Source organism: Winogradskyella alexanderae (genome assembly GCF_020166335.1).
In the GTDB taxonomy this organism is placed as follows: Bacteria; Bacteroidota; Bacteroidia; order Flavobacteriales; family Flavobacteriaceae; genus Winogradskyella; species Winogradskyella alexanderae.
Map to the genome: position 1 here is coordinate 364351 of NZ_JAIUJR010000001.1, position 14050 is coordinate 378400.

Consider the following 14050-nt stretch of genomic DNA (forward strand, 5'->3'; position numbering starts at 1 on the left):
ATTTATTAAATCATTATGAAAAAATTTCTAGTAATCTTTTCCGCTATAATTTGTTTACCAGTATTTGGACAAAATACAATAGAGAAAAGTATAGGTGAGTTTTCAACCGTTAAGGTTTACGACTTAATCAACCTTAATATGATTCAATCTGACGAAAATAAGGTAATAATCTCAGGTAAGAATAAAAACGATGTTGAAGTGGTGAACAAAAACGGGAAGTTAAAAATCCGCATGAATATTGAAGAAATTTACGATGGCAATGACACCGTTGTTAATTTATATTTTACATCTGTTGGCGAAATAGACGCCAATGAGGGTGCAAAAGTTGCTGTTAAAGAAACAATTGAACAATTCGAAATTGAATTAAGAACCCAAGAGGGCGCAGAGATCAAAGTAGATTTAAAAACAAAATATGCTACCGTCAGGGCGGTAACTGGAGGGATTATTAATGTATCCGGAAACTCCAAAAATCAAGACGTTTCAATATATACTGGCGGAATTGTTAACGGAGAGGAGTTAGTAACCGAAAAAACAGAAGTTAGCGTAAATGCTGCTGGTGAAGCCTATGTAAATGCATCAGAATTTGTTGATGTCAGGATAAGAGCTGGTGGTGATGTATTTATTTATGGAAATCCAAAAAGAGTAGACGAAAGTCGGGTATTCGGTGGACGCATAAAACGTATGTAATATATAGATTTGTTACTTTTGTGTAAACCGCAAGTTTTACATGATTGATGATATTTTAACAGCAATTCCATTTGGTATTATACTTGCCTTTACTATTGGTCCGGTATTTTTTGTTCTACTTGAAACTGGAGCGACTAAAGGCTTTAAAAGCGCTGTTATTTTTGATTTGGGTGTCATTTTTGCGGATGTAGTGTTTATAGCGCTGGCTTTTTTTAGTACGTCCAAGCTGATAGATAAAATTAAAGACGACCCAAATTTTTTGATTTTTGGCGGTGTATTATTAGTTGTGTACGGTTTAATATCATTTATCAAAACGTCGAGATCATTTAGGTCTATAGTCAAGGAATACCGAAGAATAGACTTACCAAAACGGGACTATGGAAAACTGTTTATTAAAGGGTTTTTGCTAAACTTTATTAATATTGGTGTATTGCTCGGTTGGCTTGGGTTTATTGTTATAGGAACATCACTAACAACTTCAGAAAATGGGGTAGTATTATTTATTAGCACTATGCTAATTAGCTATTTTTTAACGGATCTTATAAAGATAGCGTTGGCCAAAAGACTTAAAAGTAAACTTACGCCAAGACGTATTTTTAAGACAAAAAAAATCGTGGCATTGGTTATTTTGGGTTTTGGTATTTTGTTATTGTCACAAGGTCTGTTTCCCGAGCTTTATGAAAAAAGCAAAGAGCAAATAGATAAGGTAAATCCAATAAATTAAAATTACTATGTATAAAATAAAAATTACACATGCATTAATATTGTTCACAATGTTGTCCTTTTCACAGAGTAGAGCAGAGCACTATGTATTACCTGAATTTTCGGAAGGAGTTATAATTATGAAAAACGGTGAGCTTAGTAAAGGGATAGTTAACTATAATGCTTTAACAGAGTCTGTTATCCTTAAAGAAGGCGATAAGTATATGCCCCTGCGCTTAGATTTAGCCAGAAATGCCGATACGCTCTATGTAGATGAGAGAAAATTTGTAAATAGAAGCGGAAAGTTCTATGAATTATTGTTAGACTCAAAATCAAGCTTATATGTTGAATACTATTGTGTTTTAAAATCAAACACTCAGGATAGGAGTGCTTATGGAAGTTCAAGCCAAACCAGTACATCTATTTCACTTAACCAAGTATATAATCAGAATATTTTCTATCAGATAGAGCTACCAGAACTGTACACAGCAGAATTAAAATACAGATACCACCTCGTAACCGATAAAGGAGAATATTCTTTTGAAACCATAAGAGACATAAAAAAGAAATACAGTAAATTAAAAAAAGATTATAACGCTTATCGCAAAGTTCATAAAGTAAACATCAAGGATCCAAAGAGCGTTAGGGACTTAATAAAATTTCTCGAAAACGTTTAAAACAAAAACCCCTTTTTAAAGGGGTTTTTTTAGAGGCGTCTAGCGGATTCGAACCGCTGTACAAGGTTTTGCAGACCTTTGCCTAGCCACTCGGCCAAGACGCCATTTACAGGGTGAACAAATATAAAAATTATATGTTATTTATTCCGCGTCTGAGACATTTTTATAGTTACCATTTCCACATCACCGCCAATTGGAGGATTTATTTTACTAACTGAAACGCTTGCTTTTTTCACAAGTATATCTTCACCAAATATTCGGTCTAAAATGCGTTGCGCAACAGTTTCCAGTAACCTTGAAGCAATGGCCATTTCTTCCCTAACCACTTTATTTAAAAAGACATAATCGACTGTATCTGATAGTTCATCAGTTTTTGCAGATTTTGATAAATCCGCTTCAACCTCAAGGTCAACTCTATAGTCACTGCCAATAATGGTCTCCTCTTTTAAACATCCATGATTTGCATATACACGGATATTTTCAACTCTGATTATTCCCATGGGGCAAAGATAAGTCTTATGGTCCTCATAAAATATTTATAGGACTAATTAGTAAAAAAGTCAAATATGTTACTAATAGTGGTGGTTTTTGCTGTAAAAAATTCTGTATAAGTACATTTTTTGCATGTTACTGACGTTAATTTTTTATTCTGGACATCGAAGACTTTCGACAACGCGCCAACTGTTGCTCGTATTTCTCCAATTTCATAGGTCGTATTCCCACATTTTGGACATTTATATTTCATAATTTTTTGTTTAACAGGTTTCCATTCTACACGTAGCCCATAGTGCATTAAAGTTACATTTTGCTTAATTTTACACATTAAAATTTTGAGATGCCAGAAGAATCAAAGTCGCTCAATTTTATTGAGCATATCATAGAAGAAGATTTAGCAAATGGTCTTCCAAAGGAAAAGTTACGGTTTCGCTTTCCACCAGAACCAAACGGTTATTTACATATTGGCCACACAAAAGCTATCGGCATAAGTTTTGGATTAGGAGAGAAGTATAATGCGCCAGTGAATTTAAGGTTTGATGACACAAACCCAATTAAAGAAGAGCAGGAGTATGTAGATGCGATTAAAAAGGATATTGCGTGGTTGGGATACAAATGGGAAAACGAACTGTATTCGTCTGATTATTTTGATAAGCTCTATGAATGGGCAGTTCAAATGATAAAAGATGATAAAGCCTATGTCGATAGCCAATCGTCAGAAGCTATGGCAGAACAGAAAGGCACACCTACAGAACCAGGCACCAACAGCCCATATCGAAATAGAACTACAGCGGAGAATTTGGATTTATTTCAACGCATGAAAGCAGGTGAATTTCCAGCAGGAACACACGTATTAAGGGCAAAAATTGATATGTCAGATCCAAATATGCTAATGAGAGATCCAATCATGTACCGCATAATGTATGCACACCACCATAGAACGGGTGATCAATGGTGCATTTACCCCATGTACGATTGGACTCATGGCGAAAGCGATTATATAGAGCAAATTTCACATTCCCTTTGTTCCTTAGAGTTTAAACCTCACAGAAAGCTTTATAATTGGTTTAGAGACCATGTGTATGAATACTCCAAGGATAAGTTACCACTACCGCCTAAACAGAGAGAATTTGCGCGTTTAAACCTAAGCTATACCATTATGAGCAAACGTAAACTCCTGCGTTTAGTTGAGGAAAAAATTGTGTCTGGCTGGGATGATCCGAGAATGCCAACCATATCAGGTTTGAGGCGCAGAGGATATACACCGAGCTCAATTAGAAATTTTATAGAGAAGGTTGGTGTGGCAAAACGTGAAAACGTTATTGATGTATCGCTTTTAGAGTTTTGTGTCCGTGAAGATCTTAATAAGTCTGCTAATCGAGTTATGGCAGTATTAAGTCCGGTAAAGGTGGTGATTACCAATTACCCTGAGAATAAAGAAGAATGGTTAGAAGCAGAAAATAATCAGGAAGATATGTCTGCGGGTTTTAGAAAAGTACCTTTCTCTAGAGAAATCTATATTGAACGAGAAGATTTCAAAGAAGCGGCAGGTAATAAGTTCTTTAGGTTGAGGCTAGGAGGAGAGGTAAGGCTTAAAAATGCATATATCATTAAAGCCAATGAGGTTGTAAAGGATGAGTCTGGTGAAATCACGGAAATTCATTGTACATACGATACAGACACAAGCAAAAAGGTGAAAGGTACATTACACTGGGTGTCCATCAAGCATGCGATTACAGTAGAAGTTAGAGAGTACGATCGTTTGTTCATGCATGAAGCGCCAGATAGCGACAAGGAGAAGGATTTTATGCAATTTCTTAATCCAAACTCGCTTAAGGTAAAAATGGGCCACCTCGAACCCAGTCTGTCCGAAGCTAATGTAGGAGAACGATATCAGTTTCAGCGCTTGGGATATTTTGTTGTAGATGAAGATTCTCAAGATGGTTCTTTGGTGTTTAACAAAACGGTTGGCCTACGGGATAGTTGGGCAAAACAAAAACCAAAACCACAGAATAATCAAAAAGCGCAACAAAAACAGCCACAACAAAAGCGCTCTGCCATTAGTATCGTTCAGCAATTAGGTAAAAAATACACAAATTTACCAGAAGAAAAACAAATTAAAACTAAGGCAGAAATTCAAAAACTTGCCAAAGAAATAACTTATGATGAGTTAGAACCATTATTTGGGACGGCAGTTAAAAAATCTGGAACTAGAATTGCAACGATGATTGTACTGAAGGAGTTGTTGAATAATGGATTAAAAAGAAATCAGAGCATTGATGATTTTATTAATAAGGCGCTTGAAGATAAGAACGAGCTGTTGGTTAGTGAAGCATCAGAAATATAGATTTATATAAAAGTATTAAACCGAGAAAACCCCTGACTTAAACTTAGGGGTTTTTTGTACATTTATTTTACACTAACTAAAACATTTACAATATGGAATTAAACTTTATGGCTATTGTGGTTGCCGCAATTGTTCCCTTGGTAATTGGTGCTGTTTGGTACAATCCGGCTGTGCTAGGAACCGCATGGATGAAGGCCTCGGGAATGACAGAGGAGAAAATGAAAAGTGGAAATATTGGGATAATTTTTGGTATTACCCTTGTTTTATCCTTTATGTTGGCCTTTAGCGTAAACGGAATGGTAATCCACCAGGTAGCAGCCCAACAATTGGCGTTTACAAATCCAGATGCAGAATCATTTAAAGCATTTATGGAAGAGTTTGGAAACATGCATCGTAGCTTTGGACATGGCGCACTGCACGGAGCAATAGGAGCGCTATTTTTTGTTTTACCCGTTCTTGGTATTAATGCCCTTTTTGAAAGAAAAGGATGGAAGTATATTTTGATAAATTTTGGTTATTGGCTAGTTGCCTTAACCGTTATGGGCGCTATACTTTGTGGTTGGTCATAAAATTAATCTATACAAGTAAAAGAGTGTCATTTTTTGTGGCCCTCTTTTATTTTTATCTATTTCTATTAATCTTTTTTACCAGCATTTTTCATTGCTTCCCCAATTTGATTGCTAGCGGTGAAACTAGCGACCATGTCGTTAAGCATATTGCTTCCTGCTTGGGGTGAGTTGGGTAAAAGTATTAAGTTGCTGTTGGTTTCTCCACCAATGGCCTGTAAGGTATCATAGTGCTGTGTTACAACAATTAAAGCAGAAGCTTCTTGGGAGTTAATACCTACCTTATTCAAAACCTCTACAGACTCTTCTAGACCACGAGCAATTTCACGTCTTTGGTCAGCAATACCTTGTCCTTGTAAGCGCTTACTTTCTGCTTCGGCTTTTGCCTTCTCAACTATTAAGATTCTTGCAGCATCACCCTCAAATTGTGCAGCAATTTTTTCTCTTTCAGATGCATTGATGCGATTCATAGCGGCTTTTACTTGTGCATCTGGATCAATATCCGTGACGAGGGTCTTAATTATGTCGTAACCATATTCTGACATGTATTCTTGCAGGTCTCGTTTTACCGCGATAGCGATATCATCTTTCTTCACAAAAACGTCATCTAATTTCATTTTTGGCACCTCTGCTCGCACCACATCAAATACGAACGATGTTATTTGATCATGAGGATATTCGAGTTTATAAAAAGCATCGTAAACATTAGTTTTAACAACAACGTACTGAACAGAAACTTTTAGTTTAACAAAAACATCATCCAAGGTTTTAGTTTCTACAATTACGTCTAGTTGTTGTATTTTTAAACTAAGTCTACCCGCGACACGATCCACCAAAGGAATCTTCATTTGCAACCCCGATTGCCTTATGCTTTGATATCTACCAAAACGCTCTATAATTGCTGCGGTTTGTTGCTTTACAATAAAAAACGATGAAATTAAGACGATAAGGCCAAAAAAGATAATTGGCACTAAAATAAATTGACCCATAACTAAGATTTTTAAGGTTTGTAAATACTAAAAATAGATAATATTAAGTTATTTTGGTTAGGTTTGTTGCCAAAGCTTTAAACTTTATGAACACAAACAAAAACAGTTTATTAGTAGTTTTTTGTCTACTTTTTGTTACAATTTGTTATTCACAGCATAGAAGATTTATCATAAAAAATGGAATTGCTATTGGCGGTGGTATTACGCAGTTTGATATTGCATCAGATAATTTTACGACCACGGCAGGTAATGGTTGGCTCATAAGTTCTTCTGCAACGGGAGACCTACCAAATAAATGGTATAATGTAAGCTATGGTCTTCAAATTTCTGGCAACTCTATTGAGTTTTCGGGTTATGAATCAAATTTGGGAACAGAAAATGACACACAGATTGAATACGACATTTTTGCGGCTCAACTGGCATTTATGTTTCACGCCAAAGTTGTACCTAATTTAATGACTATTGACGCGGGCCCGATGGTTCAATATAATGGAAAATTGGACTTGAACTCAAATAATGAGGAAAACCTTTATGTTTATTTAAATAACGCTAACAGTATTTTGGCAAAGGACATTGAAGATATTTCTCAAATAAATGTCAATGGCGCTATCGGAGCCACAATTGGTTTAGGCGCCTTTAAGTTTAGAGCGCAATACATTTACGGATTTAGTAATATTCTGAATAAACTGAACAACACAGACTCTGAAATAGGGCCACAATCCGGAGATACAGACTTTAAAGGAAACCAAACAATGCTAAATTTTATGGCCTTGATTACTTTTTAAATAAATCAGAACGATTCTATTGCTATTTCAATACGTTTAATAGATTCGTCTTTACCTACCATAAACATAATATCAAAAACATCTGGACCCTGAAGCGCCCCAACTAAAGCCAAGCGCAAAGGCATCATGACTTTTCCAAACCCAATATCCTTAAAGGCAATCCATTCTTTTATTGCCACTCTGAGCGACTCGGCAGAGTTGGCATCCGTATTTTCTATTACAGCGACCAATTCACGCATCAGGTCGTCGGTACCTTCTTTCCATGCTTTTTTAGCTGCCTTTTCATTGTAGCCTTCAGGCGCAAAGAAAAAGTAATGGCTCAAATCCCAAAAATCACTAACAAATGTGGCGCGCTCTTTTATTAGAGCAACAACCAATTGAATATAGTTAATATCAAAAGGCGCAAGTTCAGGTTTAGATTTTTTAAATAGTACGGCCAATTCAGAATCAGACTGTTCTTGCATGTAGTGGTGGTTAAACCATTTCGTTTTATCGGGATCGAAACGCGCTCCGGCTTTATTGACCTTATTTAGATCGAAAGCATTAACAAGCTCTTCTAAACTGAATATTTCTTGTTCTGTACCGGGATTCCAGCCAAGAAAGGCTAAAAAATTCACCAAGGCCCCAGGGAAGTAGCCGTCCTCTTTGTAGCCTCTAGAAATAGCATTGGTTTTTGGATCTTTCCATTGTAAAGGAAAAACAGGAAATCCTAGTTTATCGCCATCGCGCTTGCTTAGTTTTCCTTTTCCGGTTGGTTTTAATATCAAAGGCAGATGTGCAAATTTCGGTGCTTCCCAACCAAAAGCATCGTATAAAAGTTGGTGTAATGCTAAAGAAGGCAACCATTCTTCACCCCGAATGACATGAGAGATTTCCATTAAGTGGTCATCTACAATATTTGCTAGATGATAGGTAGGCATACCATCGCTTTTAAACAAAACCTTATCGTCAAGCACGTTTGTATCAATAGTAATATTGCCCCTAATAATATCCTTTAATTGTAGCGTTTGGTCTTGTGGTGACTTAAATCGAATAACGTAATCTTCACCAGATTTAATTTTGACTTGTGTCTCCTCATCAGAAAGCACAAGTGAATTTACCAACCGGCCTTTTTCACGATTGTGCCAATTGTATGTAAATGTCTTGCCATGGGCCTCGTGGTCCCTTCTGTGTGAGTCTAATTGATCTGGTGTATCAAAAGCATAGTAGGCCTTGCCATTAGCAACAAGTTCGTCCGCATATTTACGATAAAGGTGTTTGCGTTCGCTTTGTCTATACGGCCCAAACTTTTCATTTTTTCCAGGGCCTTCATCAAAGGGAATACCGCACCAATTCAAAGCCTTTACAACATAGTCTTCGGCTCCTTGTACATACCTGTTTTGATCTGTATCCTCAATGCGCAATACAAAATTACCGCCATGTTTTTTGGCAAACAAATAATTAAAAAGGGCGGTTCTAACACCACCTATATGTAAGGGCCCGGTTGGGCTTGGCGCAAAGCGCACTCTGACATTTTTAGACATATTAAAACTTTAAAGCGTAAAGATAGTTTGATATAGCTTTACAACAAAGCAATTAAAGTCCAAGATACAATCATTGACCTTGGCACACGGCTGTTCATAATTTTAAACCATAGTGGCGGAACCATAGACAAAACCATAGAGGTTGGATATCCAAAAGGCATTTGAGGACTTTCTTCGTGACAGTGTAAAACTTGATATTTCTTTGAGGACTTGTAATGATGATCACTATGCCTTGTTAATTCATACAAAACAATACGCCCAATTACATGGTTCGAGTTCCACGAGTGCACCTCTTTAACGCGTTCATATCGACCAGATTTCGTTTGTGAACGCAATAAACCATAATGCTCAATATAATTGACGGTTTCCAACAGAACAAAACCAACAATACCTGAAGCTATAGCAAACAGCAATGTTTTTGGGCCAAAAGTGAGAACAACTAAAGCTAGATAGGCCAATTGAATAAAGGTGTACCAAAGCATATCATTCTTAAATGACCAAAATGAATTACCAGTATTTTTTAGAAGCTTTTTTTGAATACGCCACGCACTAAAATATTGTCTTATGGTTGAGGTAAACCAAAAGGAGTAAACGGATTGATTATATTTTGCTGTGGCAGGATCTTCAGGTGTTGCTGCATTAAGATGATGCCCATAATTATGCTCAATGTAAAAGTGCATGTAAAAGGAGGGCAGGAGCAATGCTTTCCCCAGAAAGCGTTCATTCGTTTTCTGCCTGTGGCCAAGTTCGTGCCCAACATTTATTCCATTTACGCCTAACACGATACCGACAGAAAATATGAGGCCAACGAATTCATAAGTTTCTAAATTTGATGTAGAGACTAGATACAGCCCATAAATTAAAATCCCATATACTACAGGAAGGTTTAGGTATAGCAGCCAATCGAACACTTTGTTTTTGAGTTTAGAATCTGCGGTTTTATCATCCAAGTTTGATGTGTCCATAGGAAAAATAAGTTCTAACACAGGAATACATACAAACGCAAAAACAGGCGTGGCCCAGACCCAATAATTTTGAAACATTAATCCAATAAGTGCAACGGAAGGTATGGAAAATGCAGCTAAGTACTTTAGATCTTTCATATGAATTTAACATTTATAGATTCTAAATTAACAGAATCTTACCAAATTTAGGGAAATGGCAATTAAAATAAAATTGTAGTTTAGTAAGTTAGTATATAGTAATGAGCAATTTTAATGACATAAAATCGAAGCTTGAAGCCTTTATAAAGAAGTATTATACAAACGAACTTCTCAAGGGCGCAATTTTATTTTTTGCCATAGGATTTCTCTATTTTTTAGCAACACTATTTATTGAGCACCTGCTTTGGTTAAATACCACATCTAGAACCGCCTTGTTTTGGATTTTTGTAGCGGTTGAGTTGGTCCTGTTTTTAAAATTTATCGCCATTCCTCTAGCCCAATTATTTAAACTTCGGAAAGGAATCAACCACGAAAAAGCTTCCCAACTCATTGGAAATCATTTTCCAGAGGTAAATGATAAACTGCTTAACGTGTTACAGCTTAGCAAAAGCTCAGACCATTCAGAGTTGCTTTTAGCTAGTATAGAGCAGAAGGCAAAAGAGCTCAAGCTCGTACCCTTTCAGTTGGCAATTAATTTCAGGTCTAACTTAAAATACTTAAAGTACGCTGCAATACCTGTGATAATTTTGCTTTTGTCTTTTGTTTCGGGTAAAATTAATTGGTTTAGCAATAGTTACGAGCGTGTAGTAAACTACAAAACCGCTTATGAACCACCTGCGCCATTTCAATTTTTTGTGATTAATGAATCTTTGAATGCAATAGAGAATAAAGATTTTAAGCTTAAGGTAAGAACCGCAGGAGATGTAATACCAGAAAATGCACAGATACGATTTAATGACCAATCGTATTATTTGCAACCAATTGCACCTGGAGAATTTCAATTTGTTTTTAATCTAATAAAAGAGAATACTGAGTTTACCCTCACGGCAAACGGCACATCTTCAAAACCTTATGTGTTAGAGGTCCTAAACACACCAAATCTTACTAAATTCGAGATGGTTTTAGATTATCCATCACATACTAAGAAGCAAGACGAGGTGCTGAAAAGTACTGGCTCAGCAATTGTCCCAGAAGGCACTAAGGTTACCTGGAGAGCTCAAACCAAATCAACCACTACGGTTAACATTTATTCTAAGGATACATTAAGTTTTGAGCAAGATGAAGAAGGGCGATTTGTAGCCTCCAAGCGCTTGTATAGTAACTACAACTACAACATAACGACAAGTAACAAGAAGCTCAAGGACTACGAGAATTTGGCTTATAATATCAGTGTGGTTAAAGATGCACACCCTGAGCTTAAAATCGTAGTTCAGAAGGATACTATGGATCAGCAAAGCTTATATTTTTATGGCCAAGCAAGTGATGATTACGGATTAAGCAAATTGCAGTTGGTTTATTATCCTGCTGAGGACGAAACTCATAAAACCACCGAAGAGCTAATGGTGTCAAAGTCTAATTTTAGTGAGTTTGTAACAGCTTTTCCAAACCAATTGAATCTCCGTGAAGGTGTAAGCTATCAGTTGTATTTTGAGGTTTTCGATAATGATCTGGTTAACAAGTTTAAACGAACAAAAAGTAGTGTGTTTAGCTATAGAAAACTTACAAAGGAAGAAGAAGAGCAGAAACAACTTCAGGAACAGAACAAAACCATAAACGATATAAGCAAGACTTTTGAGAAGCTTGAGGAGCAGGACAAAAAGCTTGAGGAGTTTTCTAAAACACAGAAAGAGAAGGAGCAACTGAATTTTAATGATAAGAAAAAGTTCGAAGAGTTTTTGAAGCGCCAAAAGCAACAAGAACAGCTGATGAAGAACTTCAATAAAAAACTCCAGGATAATCTTAAAGAGTTTCAAAACGAAAAAAAGGAGGAAGACCAATTCAAAAAGGATTTACAAGAACGTCTTAAGGAAAATGAGCAAAAATTGAAGCAAGACGAAGAGCTTTTGAAGGAATTGGAAGAACTAAAGGATAAGATTAATAAGGAAGAATTCACTCAGAAGCTAGAAGAGCTTGCAAAGCAAAACAAAAATAAAAAGCGCAGCATGAATCAATTGTTAGAATTGACAAAGCGTTTTTATGTTATGAAAAAGACTGAGAAGATAGCCAATCAATTGGATGAACTATCCGAAAAGCAAGAAAAGCTCTCTGAGAATAAGGACGAAAACAATAAGGAAAACCAGGAGAAACTCCAGGATGAGTTCAAGAAGCTTCAGGAAGATATTGACGAATTAAAACGCGACGACAGAAGGTTACAAAAACCCATGAATGTACCTCGAGATGAATTCATTGAGAGCGAAGTCAATTTTGACCAAAATGATGCTAAGGAATCTTTAGAAGAAAAGGAGCTAATAGAAGAGCAGAAAGGACAAGAAACACAAGAGTCTAAAGAACAGCTTCAAAAGGCGAAGGAGCGTCAAAAAAAGGCTTCAAAGAAAATGAAGCAACTTAGCGAGATGATGAAGCAATCGCTTTCAGGAGGAGCCGGAGGAGGCGACCAGGCAGAAGAGGATGTTGATATGCTTCGCCAGATTCTGGAAAATCTTCTGCTGTTTTCATTTGATCAAGAAGCGTTGATGAACACATTCGAAGAGATTAATATTGACAACAACAAGTATGGCAAATATATTATAGAGCAAAGTAATTTGAGAGAGCATTTTGAGCACGTTGACGACAGCCTGTTTGCACTTTCATTGAGACAACCAAAAATTTCCGAAAAGGTAAATTCTCAAATTACAGAGGTTTATTTCAACATTGATAAATCCTTGGATCAATTAACCGAGAACAGGCTGTATCAAGGCATAGCTGCACAACAATATGCAATCACCGCCAGTAATGAACTAGCAAGTTTCCTTAGCGATGTTTTAGACAATATGGAAATGTCCATGAACGCAATGCCTAGCACAGGTCAAGGAAAGGGGCAACAGCTGCAAGACATAATTATGTCGCAGGAAGAGCTCAATAAACAAATGGAAGAAGGCGTTAAGAAGAGCGAAAAAGGAATTGAAGGAAAAGAAGGGCAAGAGGGTAAAGAAGGCAAGGGTAAAGAACAAGGTGAAAAAGGCGAGAAAGGTAAGGGTGAAAGCGAGGGCAATGAAGGTCAAGAAGCGAGTAAGGGCGAGAATGGTCAATCTGGTGAAAATGGAAATCAAAACGGACAGAGTGGACAGAACGGAAATAATGGCCAGCAAGATGGTGAGGGAAAAGGCAACAATAATAACGGCAACTCCAAAGACGGTAAGAATGGCTCAAGAGGGCAGGACGGACATGGAGATCAAGATGGCGAAGAGAATAATGACGGCTATGGACAAGGTGGCAATGAAGAACAAAACGCTGAGCTGTTCAAAATTTACCAACGCCAACAACAACTTAGGCAGGCGCTGGAGGATAAAATCTCAAAAGATGGTGAAATACAATCAGCGGGTGAGTTAATTAAGCAGATGGAAGAAGTAGAGCTTGATTTACTTAACTATGGATTCACAAATCAGACGCTCCAAAAGATGATGGATCTGCAACACCAGTTGTTGAAATTAGAGAACGCTACGTTTCTACAAGGACAAGATTCTAAGAGAGAATCTGAGACTAATAAGAAGGAGTTTAATAATACAAATACCAACCAAATACCAACAGCCAAACAGTATTTCAATACTACTGAAATATTAAACAGGCAAGTCTTACCTTTACGAAATCATTTAAAGAAAAAGATTCAAGATTATTTCAAAAGCGCAGATGGTAAATTTTAATTATGAAGCCGATTTTAAACTTAACAACGAAGAGAAATTAGAGCATTGGATTAATGACGCTGTGTCTGAAGAGAATTTTAAATTGGGTGATGTAAATTACATTTTTTGTACCGACCCTTACTTACACAAACTTAATGTAGAATTCCTTGGTCACGATACTTTAACGGACATTATTAGCTTTGATTATACTGTAGGAAAAATTATACAAGGGGATATTTTTATTTCTGTAGAAAGGGTACAGGAAAATGCAACGTATTATAATGTAGATTTTAATAACGAGCTATTACGTGTTATGATACATGGAATACTGCATTTTTGTGGTTACAAAGATAAAACAGATGGCCAAGCAAAAATCATGCGCTCTAAGGAAGAATACTATATGGTTAGGTATTGATGCTATCATAGATTCAACGTATATTTGCAAACTTAAATTTTTTAAACAAATTGTTCCACGTGGAACGCTAGATTAAGAATC

Annotated in this window: 13 protein-coding genes and 1 tRNA gene; 8 read left to right on the forward strand and 6 right to left on the reverse strand. The window is 36.5% G+C overall.

The features are described from left to right. The first annotated feature begins 15 nt into the window (after nucleotides 1–15). The 3 genes from LBU54_RS01600 to LBU54_RS01610 are packed head-to-tail and all read left to right on the forward strand — an operon-like array spanning nucleotide 16 to nucleotide 2066. A complete protein-coding gene (locus tag LBU54_RS01600) occupies nucleotides 16–687 on the forward strand; it encodes a head GIN domain-containing protein (protein WP_224524646.1) in 672 nt (223 codons plus the stop codon). A gap of 40 nt (nucleotides 688–727) precedes the next feature. Further along, nucleotides 728–1411, forward strand: coding sequence for a LysE family translocator (locus tag LBU54_RS01605; protein WP_224524648.1), 684 nt, complete (start codon nucleotides 728–730; stop codon nucleotides 1409–1411). A gap of 7 nt (nucleotides 1412–1418) precedes the next feature. Further along, entirely contained in the window at nucleotides 1419–2066 is a 648-nt protein-coding gene (locus LBU54_RS01610) for a hypothetical protein (protein WP_224524650.1), read from the forward strand. 33 nt (nucleotides 2067–2099) lie between these two features. Here the strand turns inward: LBU54_RS01610 and LBU54_RS01615 are convergent. From LBU54_RS01615 to LBU54_RS01625, 3 genes are all read right to left on the reverse strand, one after another. After that, nucleotides 2100–2170 (reverse strand) — tRNA-Cys (locus LBU54_RS01615). Nucleotides 2171–2203: 33 nt separating this feature from the next. Then, on the reverse strand, nucleotides 2204–2566 hold the full coding sequence (gene folB, locus LBU54_RS01620) for a dihydroneopterin aldolase (protein WP_224524652.1): 363 nt from the start codon (nucleotides 2564–2566) through the stop codon (nucleotides 2204–2206). Nucleotides 2567–2610: 44 nt separating this feature from the next. Beyond that, nucleotides 2611–2889, reverse strand: a complete 279-nt coding sequence (locus tag LBU54_RS01625) for a zinc ribbon domain-containing protein (protein ID WP_317196317.1) — start codon at nucleotides 2887–2889, stop codon at nucleotides 2611–2613. Nucleotides 2890–2901: 12 nt separating this feature from the next. Between LBU54_RS01625 and LBU54_RS01630 the strand changes: the two genes are divergently transcribed. Further along, nucleotides 2902–4908: a glutamine--tRNA ligase/YqeY domain fusion protein gene (locus tag LBU54_RS01630; RefSeq protein ID WP_224524665.1), complete on the forward strand. Its 2007-nt coding sequence runs from the start codon at nucleotides 2902–2904 to the stop codon at nucleotides 4906–4908. A gap of 92 nt (nucleotides 4909–5000) precedes the next feature. Then, complete coding sequence (locus LBU54_RS01635; protein WP_224524667.1) at nucleotides 5001–5477, forward strand: DUF1761 domain-containing protein; 477 nt, start codon at nucleotides 5001–5003, stop codon at nucleotides 5475–5477. 65 nt (nucleotides 5478–5542) lie between these two features. On the opposite strand, the gene LBU54_RS01640 is transcribed toward LBU54_RS01635, so the two are convergent. Beyond that, nucleotides 5543–6463, reverse strand: coding sequence for an SPFH domain-containing protein (locus LBU54_RS01640; protein WP_224524668.1), 921 nt, complete (start codon nucleotides 6461–6463; stop codon nucleotides 5543–5545). 86 nt (nucleotides 6464–6549) lie between these two features. On the opposite strand from LBU54_RS01640, the gene LBU54_RS01645 reads away from it, so the two are divergent. Further along, entirely contained in the window at nucleotides 6550–7248 is a 699-nt protein-coding gene (locus tag LBU54_RS01645) for a hypothetical protein (RefSeq protein ID WP_224524672.1), read from the forward strand. 5 nt (nucleotides 7249–7253) lie between these two features. Here LBU54_RS01645 and gltX read toward each other — a convergent pair whose 3' ends face one another. Together gltX and LBU54_RS01655 are read right to left on the reverse strand one after the other, a co-directional pair. Further along, entirely contained in the window at nucleotides 7254–8771 is a 1518-nt protein-coding gene (gltX, locus tag LBU54_RS01650; RefSeq protein ID WP_224524674.1) for a glutamate--tRNA ligase, read from the reverse strand. A gap of 38 nt (nucleotides 8772–8809) precedes the next feature. After that, complete coding sequence (locus LBU54_RS01655) at nucleotides 8810–9874, reverse strand: alkane 1-monooxygenase (protein WP_224524676.1); 1065 nt, start codon at nucleotides 9872–9874, stop codon at nucleotides 8810–8812. Between the two features lie 101 nt (nucleotides 9875–9975). Between LBU54_RS01655 and LBU54_RS01660 the strand changes: the two genes are divergently transcribed. Further along, nucleotides 9976–13575, forward strand: coding sequence for a DUF4175 family protein (locus tag LBU54_RS01660; protein WP_224524678.1), 3600 nt, complete (start codon nucleotides 9976–9978; stop codon nucleotides 13573–13575). Then, nucleotides 13562–13969, forward strand: a complete 408-nt coding sequence (gene ybeY, locus LBU54_RS01665; protein ID WP_224524694.1) for an rRNA maturation RNase YbeY — start codon at nucleotides 13562–13564, stop codon at nucleotides 13967–13969. The genes LBU54_RS01660 and ybeY overlap by 14 nt, the downstream gene beginning before the upstream one ends. Nucleotides 13970–14050 lie beyond the last annotated feature (81 nt).